General features: G+C 70.2%; 11 protein-coding genes and 1 pseudogene. 2 read left to right on the top strand and 10 right to left on the bottom strand.

The annotated features are described in order from the left end of the window. Positions 1 to 19: 19 nt before the first annotated feature. Positions 20 to 895, bottom strand: a complete 876-nt coding sequence (locus ACFWBD_RS29480; protein WP_385673145.1) for a hypothetical protein — start codon at positions 893 to 895, stop codon at positions 20 to 22. 177 nt (positions 896 to 1,072) lie between these two features. Between ACFWBD_RS29480 and ACFWBD_RS29475 the strand changes: the two are divergent. After that, positions 1,073 to 1,236 (top strand): annotated as a pseudogene (locus tag ACFWBD_RS29475) (amidohydrolase family protein); the annotation flags it as partial. A gap of 88 nt (positions 1,237 to 1,324) precedes the next feature. Here the strand turns inward: ACFWBD_RS29475 and ACFWBD_RS29470 are convergent. The 9 genes from ACFWBD_RS29470 to ACFWBD_RS29430 all read right to left on the bottom strand — a co-directional run bounded on the left by ACFWBD_RS29470 (position 1,325) and on the right by ACFWBD_RS29430 (position 14,801). Continuing rightward, positions 1,325 to 1,927, bottom strand: a complete 603-nt coding sequence (locus ACFWBD_RS29470) for a sarcosine oxidase subunit gamma (protein ID WP_385673142.1) — start codon at positions 1,925 to 1,927, stop codon at positions 1,325 to 1,327. After that, on the bottom strand, positions 1,920 to 5,210 hold the full coding sequence (locus tag ACFWBD_RS29465) for a sarcosine oxidase subunit delta family protein (protein WP_385673139.1): 3,291 nt from the start codon (positions 5,208 to 5,210) through the stop codon (positions 1,920 to 1,922). Before ACFWBD_RS29465 ends, ACFWBD_RS29470 begins: the two co-directional genes overlap by 8 nt. A 10-nt stretch (positions 5,211 to 5,220) precedes the next feature. After that, positions 5,221 to 6,453 (bottom strand): sarcosine oxidase subunit beta family protein, encoded by a 1,233-nt coding sequence (locus ACFWBD_RS29460; RefSeq protein ID WP_385673136.1) that lies wholly within the window; start codon positions 6,451 to 6,453, stop codon positions 5,221 to 5,223. After that, positions 6,450 to 6,587, bottom strand: a complete 138-nt coding sequence (locus ACFWBD_RS29455; RefSeq protein ID WP_385673134.1) for a hypothetical protein — start codon at positions 6,585 to 6,587, stop codon at positions 6,450 to 6,452. The genes ACFWBD_RS29460 and ACFWBD_RS29455 overlap by 4 nt, the downstream gene beginning before the upstream one ends. A gap of 28 nt (positions 6,588 to 6,615) precedes the next feature. Continuing rightward, the gene (locus ACFWBD_RS29450) at positions 6,616 to 9,054 is read right to left on the bottom strand and encodes an FAD-dependent oxidoreductase (RefSeq protein ID WP_385673131.1); all 2,439 of its coding nucleotides are present in this window, start codon (positions 9,052 to 9,054) and stop codon (positions 6,616 to 6,618) included. Positions 9,055 to 9,260: 206 nt separating this feature from the next. Beyond that, on the bottom strand, positions 9,261 to 10,238 hold the full coding sequence (locus ACFWBD_RS29445) for an ABC transporter substrate-binding protein (RefSeq protein ID WP_385673128.1): 978 nt from the start codon (positions 10,236 to 10,238) through the stop codon (positions 9,261 to 9,263). An 11-nt stretch (positions 10,239 to 10,249) separates the two neighbouring features. Then, entirely contained in the window at positions 10,250 to 12,223 is a 1,974-nt protein-coding gene (locus tag ACFWBD_RS29440) for an ABC transporter permease (protein ID WP_385673125.1), read from the bottom strand. After that, the gene (locus ACFWBD_RS29435) at positions 12,223 to 13,311 is read right to left on the bottom strand and encodes a glycine betaine/L-proline ABC transporter ATP-binding protein (protein ID WP_385673123.1); all 1,089 of its coding nucleotides are present in this window, start codon (positions 13,309 to 13,311) and stop codon (positions 12,223 to 12,225) included. Before ACFWBD_RS29435 ends, ACFWBD_RS29440 begins: the two co-directional genes overlap by 1 nt. A gap of 20 nt (positions 13,312 to 13,331) precedes the next feature. Continuing rightward, complete coding sequence (locus ACFWBD_RS29430; RefSeq protein WP_385673120.1) at positions 13,332 to 14,801, bottom strand: aldehyde dehydrogenase family protein; 1,470 nt, start codon at positions 14,799 to 14,801, stop codon at positions 13,332 to 13,334. 219 nt (positions 14,802 to 15,020) lie between these two features. Here ACFWBD_RS29430 and purU point away from each other — a divergent pair, with 219 nt between their 5' ends. Beyond that, positions 15,021 to 15,902 carry a formyltetrahydrofolate deformylase gene (purU, locus tag ACFWBD_RS29425; protein WP_385673117.1) on the top strand — a complete coding sequence of 294 codons (882 nt, stop codon included), beginning with the start codon at positions 15,021 to 15,023 and terminating at the stop codon, positions 15,900 to 15,902. Positions 15,903 to 16,011 lie beyond the last annotated feature (109 nt).

Below are 16,011 nucleotides of genomic sequence, written 5' to 3'. Positions count from 1 at the left end.
CAGTACCGGCCCGACCGAGTCAGCGGGGATCCGTTGCGTCGTCCTCGGCGGGGCCGGGGGCTGCCGTGCTGTCGGCGGCCTGGCCGGCGGCTCGTTCCGCGCGGAGTTCTTCGGCGACCTCGTAGGCCCGGCCCGGGTCGTAGACGGTGACCGAAGTGCCAGGGCTGTACATCGCGTGTGCCCGGGGCGTGTACCGATAGCCTTCGACGCCGCGCTGGGCGGCTATGCCGTCGACCTCGCCGACGGGTACCCGCCACAGCTCGGCGGCGTGGGACGGGGTCCACCACTCGTCCGGGCGCAGGAAGTCCCGCTTGACCTCCGTCTGACGCTCCACCGCCACCTGGACCCGGCCGAGTTGCTCGGTCAACCAGCCGGTCAGCGTCTCTGCGTCGACCCGAGAGAGCGGTGCGGCCGTCGCCGGTTCGCACTCCACCGTCTCGCTGCGGGTATGCAACACCACCTTGATCGACTGTCGCTGCCCCAGACTGAGTCGCTCGATGACGACGACTCGCTGCAGATCAGCCATCGCCATGGTCGACGAACGCAGAAATCGGGCGATCACGACCTGGGCCGGAGTTCCCAGGGGGCGGAGCTCGACCCACCGCACCGTCATGGAGACCGTGACGTACATCATGGCCACGGTGAGCAGGATCACTGCGACGACCATGAGCGCCAGCAGGACCCAGAAACCGCCCCAGAGGAGTGAGCTCCCCGAGATCACGGCGCCCACCAGAGCGGCCAGCAGAAGTGGGGCCGCGACCATCGACGGGACCACGATGCTCGCGCCGAGCGCGACGGCCAGCTCGCGGGCCCGGTTGGGCACGAACAGCAGCCGCCATCCGGCTGTCACGGGTGCCACAACTTCCGCCAGCGGTCCGGGATACCGAGTTTCCATGACTCAAAGGTAGGACCCTGCAAAGGAGTTCGTTAGGCCACGGCAAGCCGTACCTTCCCGTACGACCGCCAACGCCACCAACCCGAGCCCCCTCACCTTCGCCCAGACCGCAGATCAGTCGGCCAGGGCGAGAAAGATCCAGGAATCCCGAAGTTACGTCACCTGACCGCGAGGTGCAGCTGCCTCGACGACCTCACCGGCAGCATCGGCGTCGGCAAGGCCGCCGACCTGGTCGTCCTCGACCGGGACCCGTTCGCCGGGCCGCCCGAGGAGATCGCCGCCACCCGGGTCCTCCAGACCTTCGTGGAGAGGAACGCGTCCACGAGGCACCCGATGCCTGAGGGCATGACGACCCGGCACGGCGGCTCCACCGTGCCGGGTGGCTCAGCCCCCGTGATCGTTCACCCGTATGCGTTCACGCCTGCTCGTTCACCTGTATTCCACGGCCGCGTCCAGCAGCCAGTTCGTCAGGTGGTCGGCGAAGGAGGAGCGCACCAGTACCCAGAACCCCGCCCGGGGCTGGTCGCGTGCCACCAGGACGACCTGGGTGCGGGCCAGCGTCGTCTGGGCGCACCGGCCGGGGCCGAAGACGCGCGGGTGCAGATCCAACCGGCAGCCGTGGGACAGCAGGTCGCGGGCGCGCGGGCCGCCGACCAGGACGGTGGTGCGCTGGGCGGATACGTCGGTGACGGAGACGGGCGCGTCCCCGGCCGCCGAACGGATCCGGCTCTCCAGGTCCCGCTGGGCGCCGGGCAGGCCCACCACCAGCCACTCGTCGGGGCCGAGCCACACCGCGCGCAGATCCCCCGCGCGCACGACGGTGTCCGGCTCCAGGGGCAGTTGCAGCCCCAGGGCGAGCCCCAGGGCGTCCGCCGCCGGGCTCTTGGCGTCGAGGCGGACGTTCAGCTGGGCCAGGAAAGGGACTTCGGCCAGCCGGATCGCGCCCCCGCAGGAGCGCGTCGCGGCGGCGAGGCGGTCGGCGGCATGCCCCAGCGGGCTGCGCTGCCGTTGGGTCGGAGCGGTGTCAGCCATCGCGGCGGGCTCCCTCGGGGTCGTAGAGGACGGGGCTTGCGACCGTCACCGCAACCAGCCGGTCGCCCACGGGGGCGTAGAGACGTTCGCCGATACGGTCCCGGCCGCCCTTGACCAGGGCGAGCGCGAAGGTACGGCCGAGGGCGGCGCTGCGGTAGCTGGAGGTGACATGGCCGAGCGTCGGGACGGGCGGCGCGGGCAGCACACTGTCGGCGACCAGGTGGGTGCCCTCGGGCAGGAAGGTCCCCGGATCCTCGGGCAGCAGACCCACCAGGTGCTTGCGGTCGGCGCGGACGGTGTCGGCGCGGGCGTACGAGCGCTTGCCGATGAAGTCGGGCTTCTTCTTCGACACCGCCCAGCCCATCCCGAGGTCCTGCGGGGTGACGGTGCCGTCGCTGTCCTGGCCGATGATCGGGTAGCCCTTCTCGGCCCGCAGGACGTGCATGGTCTCCGTGCCGTAGGGCGTGATGCCGTACGGGGCGCCCGCCTCGTACAGCGCCTCCCACAGGTCGAGCGCCTGCCACGGTGACACGTTGATCTCGTAGGCGAGTTCACCGGAGAAGCTGATCCGGCACACCCTCGCCCCGATGCCCGCGACCGTCGTGTCCCGCCATGCCATGAACGGGAAGTCCTCGTTGGCGACGGCGAGTTCGGGTGCGAGCGAGCCGAGCACCTCGCGGGACCGCGGGCCGACCAGGGCGACGGTGGCCCACTGCTCGGTGACCGAGGTGCAGTGGACGCGGAGTTCGGGCCACTCGGTCTGGAGCCACTCCTCCATCCAGTCCAGTACGGCGGCCGCGTTGCCCGTGGTGGTGGTGACCAGGAAGCGGTCCTGGGCGAGCCGGATCACCGTTCCGTCGTCGAAGATCATGCCGTCCAGGTGGCACATGACGCCGTAACGGATCATGCCGACCTTCAGCGTGCTCATCATGTTGGTGTAGAGCCGGTCGAGGAGGACGGCGGCGTCCGGGCCCTGGACGTCGATCTTGCCGAGGGTGGAGGCGTCCATGAAGGCGACGCTCTCGCGGGCGGCGGCGCACTCGCGCAGCACGGCCGCCTCCATGTCCTCGCCGCCTCGCGGGTAGTACCAGGGCCGCTTCCACTGGCCGACGTTCTCGAACAGGGCACCGTGCGCGACATGCCACGGGTGGACGGCGGTCGTGCGGATCGGGTCGGACAGCGCGCCGCGGTCGCGGCCGGCGAGGGCGGCGAAGGAGACGGGTGTGTAGGGCGGACGGAACGTGGGCAGGCCGAGCGCCGAGAGGTCCACCCCGAGGAGTTCGGCGACGATCCCGCTCGCCAGCGCCCCACCCGTCTTGCCCTGGTCGTTGGCGGTGCCGGCCGTGGTGTAGCGCTTGGTGTGCTCCACCGAACGCAGGCCCGCCCCGGTCGACCGCGCCAGGTCGTCGACCGTGACATCGCGCTGGAGGTCGACGAACCGGGGGGCCCCGGTGGAGCTGGGGACGGCGAACACCCGCATGGGCGGGGTGTACGGCGTGGTGGCGACGGCCGGGAGGGCCGGCGATTCGGCGGGGTAGCCTTCCGCCTCGGCCGCCCGGGCGCCGGCCGCCGCGCCCTGCGCGAGGGCCGTGGCGAGATCGAAGGCCCCGTTCGCACCGCCCGCGACCTCCAGCGCCTGACGGCAGCTGTCGGGGACGAACGTGCCGAGTGCGTCGTCGTGGCGGAGCTTGCCGCCCGCCTGGCTGAACAGATGCGCGACGGGGTTCCAGCCGCCGGAGACCAGGAGGAGATCGACAGCGAACTCCCCTTGCCGGGCACCTACTTGGTGTCCTGCGGACTCCGCGTACGGGGCGACCGTCACGGAGGTGAGGCGGGCCTCGCCCTCCGTGTCCGTGACCGCGTGTCCGGCCAGCACCTCGATCCCGGCGGACCGGGCGCGCTCGGCCCACTCCCCCGGCTCGGACCGGGTGTCGACGATCGCCGCAATGTCCGCTCCCGCCACAGCCAGGTCGAGCGCGGCGGCGTAGGCGCTGTCGTTGGTGGTGAACACGACCGCGCGCCGGCCGGGCAGCACCGCGTACCGGTGGAGGTACGTACGGGCCGAGCCGGCCAGCATCACGCCGGGGCGGTCGTTGTCGCCGAACGCCAGCGAGCGCTCGTGGGCGCCGGTCGCGAGGACCACGCGCCGGGCGCGGATCCGCCAGACGCGCTCGCGGGAGACGTGTTCCGGGGCCCGCGCGCCGAGGTGGTTGGTGCGGCGCTCGACGGCGAGGAGGTGGTTGTCGTCGTAGTGGCCGAAGACGGTGGTGCGCGCCAGGACCCGTACCTCGGGGGCGGCTTCGAGCAGTGCCCGCGTCGCCTTCACCCAGCCGAGGTGTTCGCCGGCGCCGAGCAGACTCCCGCCGGGTTCCGGCTGGTCGTCGGCGAGGATGACGCGGGCGCCGCTCCGCGCTGCCGCCGCTGCGGCCGCGAGGCCGGCCGGGCCCGCGCCGACGACCAGCAGGTCGCAGTGGGCGTGTACGGCGTCGTAGCGGGCGGGGTCCGGTTCGGTGGCCAGGCGGCCCTGGCCGGGGAGGCTGGTCGCGACGAGGCCGTCGTACAGCTCGACCGTCGTCGCGGGGAGCATCGGCTCGGGGAACGGCTCCTCGATCTGGATGACGGCGTTGGGTTCCTCCACGCCGGCGGAGAAGATGCCTCGGGGGCGGCCTCGTCTGATGCTGGTCGCTGCCGCGATGACGCCGTTGGCGAGGAGGGCCGAGGCGAGGGTGTCGCCTCGGTAGCCCTGGTAGGCGGTGCCGTCGAAGGTGAAGGTGAGGGGTTCGTCGCGGTGGATCCGGCCACCGGTCGTGAGCCGGAACGACGGGGTCTCCCCCACCCCGCCCCTTCCCGAGACCATGGGGCCCGCCCCCTGGACCGCTGCTGGGGGCTCCGCCCCCAGACCCCCGTTCGGCCCTGAAGGGGCCTCGTCCTCAATCGCCGGACGGGCTGGAATGGCCGGACCGGGGTCCGAAGCGGCCGGACGGGGTGGGACAGCCGGGTCGGGCTTCGTGATGGTCGGGCGGGTCTCCCCCGGCCGGTACACCGCCAGGATCTCGTTCGTCGACGTGTCGCGCACCGCGTTGAACCACTTGCGGCAGCCCGCCGCGTGGCTCCAGCGTTCGGCGAACGGGCCCTTGGGGTTGTCCCGGAAGAAGAGGTAGCGCGCCCACTCCTCGTCGGTGAGGGCGGCGCAGTCCTCGGGGTAGGGCACGTGCGCCTGGCCGCCGTAGTGGAACTCGGCCTCGTCGCGGGGCCCGCACCACGGGCAGGAAATGAGCAGCATCTTCGGCTCCCTAGTGGGCCACCGCGGCCGCGCCGTGCTCGTCGACGAGCGCGCCGGTGGTGAAACGGTCGAGCGAGAAGGGGGCGTTGAGGGAGTGGGGGGTGTCGTGGGCGATGGTGTGGGCGTAGACCCAGCCGACACCCGGGGTGGCCTTGAAACCGCCCGTGCCCCACCCGCAGTTGAGGTAGAGGTTGCCGACCGGACTGAGGCCGACGATCGGCGAGGCGTCCGGGCTGACGTCGACGATGCCGCCCCAGGTGCGCAGCACATGGGCGCGGGCGAAGACCGGGAAGAGTTCCAGGGCGGCGGACATCTGCTCCTCGATGATGTGGAACGCGCCGCGCTGGGTGTAGGAGTTGTACGCGTCGATGCCGGCGCCCATCACCAGCTCGCCCTTGTGCGCCTGGCTGACGTACACGTGGACGGCGTTGGACATCACCACCGTGGGGTGGACCGGCTCCAGGAGCTCGGAGACCAGGGCCTGCAACGGGTGGCTCTGGACGGGGAGTTCGATGCCGGCCATGGCGGCGAGGACCGAGGTGTGGCCGGCCGAGCACAGGGCCACCTTGCCCGCGGCGATGGGTCCGCGCGTGGTCTGTACGCCGACCACCCTGCCGCCGGCCACGTCCAGGCCGGTGACCTCGCAGTTCTGGATGATGTCGATGCCGGCGGCGTCCGCGGAACGGGCGAACCCCCAGGCGACGTAGTCGTGCTTGGCGATGCCGGCGCGCGGCTGATAGGTGCCGCCGAGGACCGGGTAGCGCACGTCGGGTGAGATGTTGACGATCGGGCAGACCTCTTTGACCTGCTCGGCGTCGAGCCACTCGGCGTCGACCCCGTTGAGCCGGTTGGCCTCGACACGGCGCACGCTGTCGCGGACGTCCTGGAGGCTGTGGGCGAGGTTCAGCACGCCGCGCTGGGAGAAGAGGATCGGGTAGTCGAGCTCTTCCGCCAGCCCTTCCCAGAGTTTGAGGGCGTGCTCGTAGATGCCGGCGCTCTCGTCCCACAGGTAGTTGGAGCGGATGATCGTGGTGTTGCGGGCCATGTTGCCGCCGCCCAGCCAGCCCTTCTCCAGGACCGCGACGTTGGTGATGCCGTGGTTCCTCGCCAGGTAGTGGGCGGTGGCCAGGCCGTGACCGCCGCCCCCCACGACGATCACGTCGTACGACCGCTTGGGCTCGGGGTTGCGCCAGAGCCGGTCGGGGTGTTCGGGGAGGTCGGCGCCGGGGGTGCTGGGGCTCATCGGACGTCTCCGTCGTGCGAGAGGTGCGGGGAGAGCGGGTGCTCGGCCGCGAGGGCCTGGGTGCGGGCACGGGGCGGGGCGAGGCCGGGCTCGGGCCGGTGGGCCGGCGCGGTCAGGTCGCGGCCTCCGGGCACGGGTACGCGGCTGTGCCGCGTGGCCCGCTCAGCCACGAAGCCGGGACATCGTCGGGTCGAACAGCGGCTCCTCGGTCACGACCGCCTCGACGCGCCGGTCGAAGTAGCCGATATGGACCGCTGTCCCGGGGACGGCGAGTTCCGCGGGGAGCCAGGCGTAGGCGATGCCCTTGCCGATCGTGTAACCGTAAGCCGCGCTGGTGACGTAGCCGACCGCGCGGTCGCCGTCGTAGACGGGCTCCTTGCCCAGGACGACCGACCGTGGGTCGTCGATGGTGAGGCAGGTCAGCTTGCGCCGGACGTCGTCCTTGCGGCGCTCCAGGGCGGCCTTGCCGAGGAAGTCGCCCTTGTCGAGCTTGACGGCGAAGCCGACACCGGCCTCGTAGGGGTCGTGCTCGAACGTCATGTCGGTGCCGAAGGAGCGGTAACCCTTCTCCAGGCGAAGGCTGTTGAAGGCGCCGCGGCCGGCGATGACGCCGCCGAGCGGCTTCGCCGCCCGCCACAGGGTGTCCCACAGTTTCAGGCCCTGGTCGGCGGTGGTGTAGAGCTCCCAGCCCAGTTCACCGACGTACGACAGCCGCATCGCGGTGACCGGCACCGAACCGATGTGGGCGCGCTTGGCGCGGAAGTACTTGAGGCCGTCGCCCGAGAAGTCCTCGTCGGTCAGCGGCTGGAGGACCTTGCGGGCCAACGGGCCCCACAGGCCGATGCAGCAGGTGCCGGGGGTGAGGTCGCGCACCTGGACGGTGCCGTCGGCGGGGAGCCGGCGGGCGAACCAGTCGAGATCCAGGTTGCCGTTGGCGCCGACCTGGAAGAGGTCGTGGGCCAGGCGGGCGACGGTGACGTCGCTGCGGATGCCGCCGTCGTGGTCCAGGAGCAGGGTGTAGGTCACCGATCCGACGGACTTGGCGACCTTGCCGGTGGTCAGCCCCTCCAGGAGGTCCGCGGCGCCCCGGCCGCTGACCTCGAGCCGCTTGAGGGCCGTCATGTCGTACATCGCGACCGTCTCGCGGGTGGCCTGTGCCTCGGCGCCGACGATGGGTGACCAGTACTGCGCGGCCCAGTCGTTGGGGGTGGGGATGTTGCGGCCCTCGGTCAGCCCCGCGTTGGCCTCGTACCACTGGGGGCGCTCCCAGCCGTTCGCCTCCAGGAAGAACGCGCCGTGCTCCTGCTGGCGGGCGTGGAAGGGGCTCGTGCGGATCGGGCGTGGGTCACCGGACGGCTGGAGGGGGTGGAGGATGTCGTAGACCTCGACGAAGTTGCGGCAGTCGCGGGCCAGGACGTACTCCGGGGACAGCTGGTGCGGTTCGAAGCGGTTGACGTCGCACTCGTGCAGGTCGAAGGACGAGCAGAAGCCGTCGACGAGCCATTCGGCCATGGCGCGGCCGACGCCCGCGGAGTGGGTGACCCAGACCGCTTCGGCCACCCAGAAGCCCTTGACGTCCGGGGACTCGCCCAGCAGCGGGAAGTTGTCGGTGGTGAAGGAGAACAGGCCGTTGATGCCCTCCTCGACCTTGGCCTCCCGGGTGGCGGGGAGCAGGGACCTGGTCTCGGTCCAGGCGTCGGCGAAGTCGTCCTCGGTGAACTTGAGGACGGACGGCATGTCGTCGGCCTCGTCGACGGAGAGGATGTCGTCGGCCGAGAGGGGCATCGGGCGGTGGCCGTAGTAGCCGATGCCGATGCCGTCGAAGCGGTCGCGGTAGTAGAGGTCGGCGTCCTGGTGACGCAGGATCGGCCGTACCGCCTCCTCCGTCTGGCCCGCGAGCGCCGGGACCGGTCCGGTCCAGGCGAGCTGGTGGGCGAGCGGGGTCAGCGGGAGGTTCATGCCGACCATGCGGGCGATCTTCGGGCCCCAGATGCCGGCGCAGCACACCACGATGTCGGCCGCGAGCTCGCCGCGGTCGGTGAGTACGCCGGTCACCCGGCCCTCGCTCCGCCGGACGTCGAGCACCTCGTGACGGGCCAGGAAGGTGACGCCGCGCTCGGTGGCCCGGCGGATCTGCGCCTCGACGGCGAGGACGGCCTTGGCGATGCCGTCCGTCGGGATGAGGAGGCCGCCGAGGACTCTGTCCGGGTTGACCAGCGGGTGCCGCTCGACGCACTCGTCGGCGCTCAGCAGGCGCGCCTCGATGCCCCAGGCGGTGATCCAGCCGTGGCGGCGGTGCAGTTCCGCGAGGCGCTCGGGAGTGGTGGCCACTTCGAGGCCGCCGACCTGGAGGAAGCAGGGCTTGCCGTCGACGTCGAGGGAGCAGAACTTCTCGACGGTGTAGCGGGCCAGTTCGGTCATGGTCTTGGAGGAGTTGGTCTGGAAGACCAGGCCCGGGGCGTGCGACGTGGAGCCCCCGGTCGCGGGGAGCGGGCCCTGGTCGACCACGGTCACTTCGGTCCAGCCGCGTGCGGAGATCTCGTCCGCGAGTGCCGCTCCCACGACGCCCGCTCCGATGATCACCACTCGGGGTCCCGCCATCGCCGCACCTCCGGATCGAAAACCAATCGAGTTGCTTGCTGCGCAACATGGTTCAGGTTGCGCAACTCAATGTGCCTGTCGCGGACAGGGGGTGTCAAGAGGTCCGGTGACGTCGGGAAACCGCCCGAAACGCGGCGATGCCCGGCGGGCGGCGCACACAGGTGCACACCGCCCGCCGGGCATCTCGGACCGTCCGTCGACGTGGGTTACTTGATCCAGGCGTCGACCTTGGCGCGGTTGGCGTCCACCCACTTCTTGGCCGCCGCGTCGGGCGACAGCTTGTCCACCGCGATGTACCTGGCCACGGTGTTCTGGTCGTCGTTCGTCCAGTTGAACTTCTTGACCAGGTCGTAGGCCGGGCTGCCGGACTTGGCGAACTTCGCACTGACGATCTTGTCGAGGTCGTACACGGGATAGTCGCAGGCGATCTTCGCCGCGTCGGCGTCGCATCCCGTCGTGTACGCGGGCAGATCAACCTTCACCAACGGCACCTCGGACAGGAACCACTGCGGCTCGTAGAAGTAGCCGATCACCCATTCCTTGTTCTTCTCGGCCTTGCGGAAGGACTGGATGAGCGCGGTCTCGCTGCCCGCGTACACCACCTTGAAGTCCAGCTTCAGGTTCTTCACCAGCGCCTCGTCGTTGGTGACGTACGACGGGTCCCCGTCCAGCAACTGGCCCTTGCCGCCCGACTCGGAGGTCTTGAAGTCCGCCGCGTACTTGTCGAGGTTCTTCCAGTCGGTGATGTCCGGGTGCGCCTTGGCCAGCCACGGCGGCACGTACCAGCCGATGATGCCCTTGTTGCCGGTCGAGCCGGCCGCCACGGCGGTCTTCTGGTCGGTGATGTACTTCTTCTTCAGATCGTCGTGGCCCCAGTTCTCCAGGACGGCGTCGACCTCGCCCGTCCCGAAGCCCTGCCAGGCGATCTCCTCCTTCAGGTCCTTCTTGTTGACCGTGCAGCCGAGGTCGTGCTGCGCGACGTAGGCGACGACCGCCGCGTCCGCCTCGTAGCCCACCCACGGGTTGACGGCGAGATTGAAGGTGCCGCAATTGCCCGAGCCGCCCGAATCCGCGGAGTCGTCACCGACCTTCGCGCCGCCGCAGGCGGTGAGGGTCAGCCCGATGACAGTCACGACGGCTATGCCGGCCACGCCGGTTCTCCACTGTCGTACTTGTGTTGCCATGCTGGTGCTCCTTAAGCGCTCGCGCGTCGCGCCGCTGCCTGGGTGATCCGGTCGAACATGACTCCGAGAAGGACGATGGCGAGTCCCGCCGCGAGCCCCTTCCCGTACAGCTGCCCCTGTGAGAAGCCGGCCACGACGTCGTAGCCGAGGGCGCCCGCTCCTACCAGGCCGCCCACAACAACCATCGACAGCACGTAGATCAGGCCCTGGTTGGTCGCGAGCGTCAGGGCACCGCGTGACATCGGCAGTTGAACCTTGGTGATGATCTGCCAGGTGTTGCACCCGGCGGACGTGGCCGCCTCGACGGTGGTCTCGGGCACGGCCCGCACCCCGTCAGCGATGATCTTGATGGCGACCGGCGCCGCGTAGACGATCGCGGCGACGATCGCCGTGAAGCGGGTCGCGCCGAACAGCGCCAGGAACGGCACGAGATAGACGAACGGCGGCATGACCTGCGCCGCGTCCAGGGTGGGCCGCAGCAGCCGGTCCACAAGCGGGCTGCGCCCCATCCACACCCCGAGGACGATGCCGAGCAGCATGACCAGCACTGTCGCCACCAGAGTCGACGCCAGCGTCGTCATGGCGTCCGACCACAGGCCGGTGCCGACCAGCAGGACCAGGCAGACGGCCGTGGTGACCCCGGCCCGCCAGCCGCCGAGCACGGCCCCCAGCGCGATCAGCACCGCGCCGACGAGCCACCACGGGGAATCGGTGAGCAGCGACTGGAACGGGTTGAGCAGGCCGTTGGTGATGCCGTCACGGAAGGCGTTGGTGAGGCCCGACAGGTTGTCCTGCGCCCAGCCGGTCGCGGTGTCCGCCGCGCTCGCGATGGAGCTGCCGGTGCCGCCGTCGCCGGGGAACTCCGCCGCCCACAGATAGGTGTGCGACAGATAGACGAGGACCGCCGCGGCCACCGCGCCCGCGCCCAGCAGCGGCCTGCGCCACTTGAGGAAGCGGTTCTTCGAACCCCGGGCCGTCTCCGCGCGGGCACTGGCCGCGGTGGTGACCCGGTCGAGGACGATGGCCATGACGACGATGGCGAGTCCCGCGTTGAAGGCCGTTCCCACGTCGAGCGACTGGAGCGCCTGTACGACGGTCTTGCCGAGGCCGGGCGCGTCGATCAGGGCCGCGATGGTCACCATGGCCAGGGCGGCCATGATCGACTGATTGACGCCCATCACCACGGTCCGCTTGGACATGGGCAGCAGGACCTTCAGCAGGGCCTGCCCGCGTGTCGCGCCCAGCGATTCGGCGGCCTCGACGGTGGTCTCCGGCACGGAGCGGATGGCGTGCGCGGTGATCCGGATCGCGGGCGGTGCCGCGTAGATCACGGTGGCGATCGTGGCCGAGGCCCCGCCGATCAGGAAGAACAGGGTCAGCGGGGCGAGGTAGACGAAGGTCGGCATCGTCTGCATGAAGTCCAGGAAGGGCGTCACGATCCGGTTGACCCGGTCGGACAGCCCCGCCCACACGCCCAGCGGGATCGCGAACAGCAGCGCCACGAAGACCGCGGAGAGGGTGAGCGACAGGGTGTCCATGCTCTCCTGCCACAGACCCTGCAGGCCCAGGAAGGTGAAGCCCGCCACGGCCAGCAGGGCGACCCGCCAGTTGCCCACGGCCCACGAGACGTAGCCCACGATGCCGACGACGCCGAGCCATCCGATCTGCGGCAGGGGACGGCCGGCGGAGGGCTGTGAGATCAGGTGCTGGATGAAGGTCACCACGTTGTCGATGACCAGGCGGATCTCGTTGAAGAAGTAGAGGAACAGCGGGTTGGAGTTGCGGTCCGCGCCGATCGAGTCGTTGACGTCGTTGAACCACCGGTGCAGGCCGGTGAGGTCCGCCGCCGCCAGGGTCAGGGTCTGCCTTCCGCGCAGGACGACGAAGAGGAGCAGCCATGCCACCAGGATCGCGGCCACCACCGTGCGCCGGCGGACCTTGCGCACACCGGCCAGGGGTGCCGACTTCTCCAGGGCGACGGCCATCACGCCCCGCCCTCGTGCCCGGCGACCACCGCGAGGATCTCCTCGTCACCCACGATGCCGAGCAGCTTGCCGTCCTCCACGACCTTGACCGGCCTGTCCGCGGCCAGCACCGCCCGGGTGGCCTCCTTCACCACGACGTCCGGGCCGAGCTCGGGACCGTCCAGGGCGTCGTCGGGCTCCGCCGGGCGCATGATCCACCGCAGGGTGAGCACATCGCCGCGCGGCACGTCCTTGACGAACTCGCTTACGTAGTCGTCGGCCGGGGCGCCGACCAGCTCGTCGCCGGTGCCGCACTGGACCATCTTGCCGTCGCGCATGATCAGGATGCGGTCGCCCAGCTTGAGCGCCTCGGAGAGGTCGTGGGTGATGAACACCATGGTCTTGCCGACCTCGTGGTGCAGCCGGATGACCTCGTTCTGCATGTCGCGGCGGATCATCGGGTCGAGCGCAGAGAAGGGCTCGTCGAAGAAGAGCACGTCCGGGTTGCCGGCCAGGGCCCGGGCGAGGCCGACGCGTTGCTGCATACCGCCCGAGAGCTGGTCGGGGTAGGAGTTCTCGTAGCCGGAGAGGCCGACCAGTTCGACGACCTCCAGGGCCCGTTTGCCGCGTTCGGCCCTGCTCATGCCGCGGATCTCCAGGCCGAAGGCCACGTTGTCGACGACCCGGCGGTGCGGCAGCAGCCCGAAGTGCTGGAAGACCATGGAGAACTTGCGGCGCCGCAGGTCGCGCAGGCGTCTGGCGTCCGCTTCGCGGATGTCCTCGCCCTCGAAGACGAGCTCACCGGCGGTGGGTTCGATCAGCCGGGTCAGACATCGCACCAGCGTGGACTTGCCGGAACCGGACAGCCCCATGACGACGAACACCTCGCCCTTGCGGACGTCGAAGTTCACGTCGCGTACGGCTGCGGTGCAGCCGGTACGGTCCATCAGCTCACGGCGGGTGAGGCCGCACAGCTCCTCCGAGTCCGGTACCTGGTCGGCCTTCGGCCCGAACACCTTCCACAGCCGGCGCACGGATATGACCGGAGTACCGTCCGAATCCTGGGGCGCGCCGGGCCGCTGCGGCACCTCGGTCTGTGTTGGGGTCATGATCGACCTCTCTTCGGCATTCAGCCGCGGAACCAGTGTTGCGGCCGGGGTTGGATGTTCTGCCAGATGTGTTTGGGCTCTCGGTACTCGTTCAGGCCGGTCGGTCCCAGCTCCCGGCCCACGCCCGAATGCCCGAAGCCACCCCATTCCGCCTGCGGCACGTAGGGGTGGTAGTCGTTGATCCACACCGTGCCGTGGCGCAGCCGACGGGCCACCCGCTGGGCCTTGCCGGCGTCCTGCGTCCACACGGCCCCGGCGAGTCCGTACTCGGTGTCGTTGGCGATCCGCACGGCGTCGTCCTCGTCGGTGAAGCGCTCGACGGTGAGCACGGGCCCGAAGGACTCCTCGTGCACGACGCGCATGTCCTGCCGGCACTCGTCGAGGACGGTCGGCGGGTAGTAGAAGCCGTCGGCGAGGTCCGGGTCGTCGGGCCGTTCACCGCCGCAGCGCAGCACGGCGCCCTCGGCGAGGCCCGCCGCGACGTACTCCTCGACCTTCTCCCGGTGCTGGGCGGAGATCAGCGCCCCGGTCTCGGCCTCGGGGTCGAAGGGCCCGCCGAGGCGGATCCGCCGGGCGCGGCGGACGACCTCGTCGACGAGCCGGTCGTGCAGCGAGTCCTCCACGATCAGCCGGGCGCCGGCCGAGCAGACCTGCCCGGAATGCAGGAAGACGGCCGTGAGAGCGAAGTCCACGGCCGTCTCGAAGTCGGCGTCGGCGAAGATCACGTTGGGGTTCTTGCCACCGAGTTCCAGCGCGACCTTCTTCACGGTCGCCGCGGCGGTGGCCATGATCCGTCTGCCGGTCTCCAGGCCACCGGTGAAGGAGACCATGTCGACGGCCGGGTCCTCGGAGAGCGCGGCGCCGACCTCGGGCCCGGCGCCCAGCACGAGGTTGGCGGCGCCGGCCGGGAGCCCGGCCTCCGCCAGCGCCCTCATCAGCAGGATCGAGGTGGAGGGGGTGAGCTCACTGGGCTTAAGGACGATCGTGTTGCCGGCCAGGAGGGCCGGGGCGACCTTCCAACTCGCCTGCAGCAGCGGGTAGTTCCAGGGGGTGATCAGCCCGCACACGCCGATCGGCTCGTAGACGACGCGGCTGACGGCGTCGTCGCGGCCGGTGTCGATCACCCGGCCGGCGTCGGTGCCGCCGATCCCGCCGTAGTAGCGGAGGCAGGCGACGACGTCGGCGATGTCGTACTCGCTCTCCACCAGGCGTTTCCCGGTGTCCAGCGACTCCGCGCGGGCGAACTCCTTGGCATCGCGCTCGACGAGGTCGGCGGTGCGCAGCAGCAGCGCGCCGCGCTCCCGCTCCGAGGTGCGCGGCCAGGGTCCCTCGTCGAAGGCGCGGCGGGCGGCGGCGATCGCCGCCTCGGTGTCGGGACGCGTCCCCTCCGAGACGGTCGCGGTGAGGGAGCCGTCAGCGGGACAGCGGATCTCCCGGGACCCACCGGCCGACGGGTCCCGCCATTCCCCAGCCACATACAGGTCTGCCACGCGCCAATGCCCTTCAGCCGAAATGCGTTGCGCATCATGCATTCAATTGCTTGTGGTGGAACACCTTGACGAACGCCACAGACCTGCGTCAAGGGGTTGGCGGATGACGATTTCGCCATGCGGGTACTTGTGCGGCCGCCCTTGACCCCGAGCGGCGTCGAGTCGACCATGTTGCGTATCGCTCACCATGTTGTGCAATACGCACCGACGGAGGTCGCTGTGCCCCCTGAGTACCCTCGACCGGAGCCCGACCGCGAGTACGTCCTCACCCTCTCGTGTCCCGACAGTGCCGGACTGGTCCACGCAGTGAGCGGCTTCCTCGTCAGGAACTCGGGCAACATCCTGGAAAGCCAGCAGTTCGACGACCGGCTCCAGGGCCGTTTCTTCATGAGGGTTCACTTCGACGTCTCCGATCCGGACGCGAATGTGAAAACACTGCGTTACCGGTTCGGTCCCGTCGCCGAGGCGTATCGCATCACCTGGACCCTGAGTGAGGCGTCGACGCCGACCCGGACGCTGATCATGGTGTCCAGATTCGGTCACTGCCTCAACGATCTGCTGTTCCGCCGAAGCACCGGCGCACTCAACATCGAGATCCCGGCGATCGTGTCCAACCACCGGGACTTCGAGGGTCTTGCGCAGACGTACGGCATCCCCTTCCACCACATCCCCGTCACCAAGGACACCAAGGCCGAGGCCGAGGCGCGCCTGCTGGAGCTGGTGAGGGAGCTGGACGTCGACCTGGTGGTGCTGGCCCGCTACATGCAGATCCTCTCCGACGACCTCTGCAAGCAGCTCGAGGGTCACGCCATCAACATCCACCACTCCTTCCTCCCCAGCTTCAAGGGCGCGCGACCCTACGACCAGGCCTACGACCGTGGCGTGAAGCTCGTCGGCGCGACGGCCCACTACGTCACCCCGGACCTGGACGAGGGGCAGATCATCGAGCAGGACGTGGTCAGGGTGGACCACTCGCTCGACCCCGGCGACCTGGTCACGGTCGGCCGGGACGTGGAGGCGCAGGTGCTCGCGCACGCGGTGAAGTGGCACAGCGAGAGCCGCGTCATGGTGCACGGCAACCGCACGGTGGTCTTCCGCTGAGCGGTACGACACGAGGGGGGCGGGGGGGGGGGGGGGGGCCCCCCCCCCCCGGGCGGCCGACAACCAATAACGGGGTGTATTTTAAAAAAAAAACAAACCACCCCACAGG

This window comes from Streptomyces sp. NPDC060002, from assembly GCF_042737245.1.
In the GTDB taxonomy this organism is placed as follows: Bacteria; Actinomycetota; Actinomycetes; order Streptomycetales; family Streptomycetaceae; genus Streptomyces.
This window is presented reverse-complemented; position numbering and strand designations above follow the sequence as displayed.

Excerpts from the sequence above, each read along its gene's own strand:
- ACFWBD_RS29450 (WP_385673131.1), bottom strand. The coding sequence starts at position 9,054 with ATGGCGGGACCCCGAGTGGTGATCATCGGAGCGGGCGTCGTGGGAGCG.
- ACFWBD_RS29480 (WP_385673145.1), bottom strand. The coding sequence starts at position 895 with ATGGAAACTCGGTATCCCGGACCGCTGGCGGAAGTTGTGGCACCCGTG.
- ACFWBD_RS29440 (WP_385673125.1), bottom strand. The coding sequence starts at position 12,223 with ATGGCCGTCGCCCTGGAGAAGTCGGCACCCCTGGCCGGTGTGCGCAAG.
- ACFWBD_RS29470 (WP_385673142.1), bottom strand. The coding sequence starts at position 1,927 with ATGGCTGACACCGCTCCGACCCAACGGCAGCGCAGCCCGCTGGGGCAT.
- ACFWBD_RS29465 (WP_385673139.1), bottom strand. The coding sequence starts at position 5,210 with ATGCTGCTCATTTCCTGCCCGTGGTGCGGGCCCCGCGACGAGGCCGAG.
- ACFWBD_RS29445 (WP_385673128.1), bottom strand. The coding sequence starts at position 10,238 with ATGGCAACACAAGTACGACAGTGGAGAACCGGCGTGGCCGGCATAGCC.
- ACFWBD_RS29460 (WP_385673136.1), bottom strand. The coding sequence starts at position 6,453 with ATGAGCCCCAGCACCCCCGGCGCCGACCTCCCCGAACACCCCGACCGG.
- ACFWBD_RS29435 (WP_385673123.1), bottom strand. The coding sequence starts at position 13,311 with ATGACCCCAACACAGACCGAGGTGCCGCAGCGGCCCGGCGCGCCCCAG.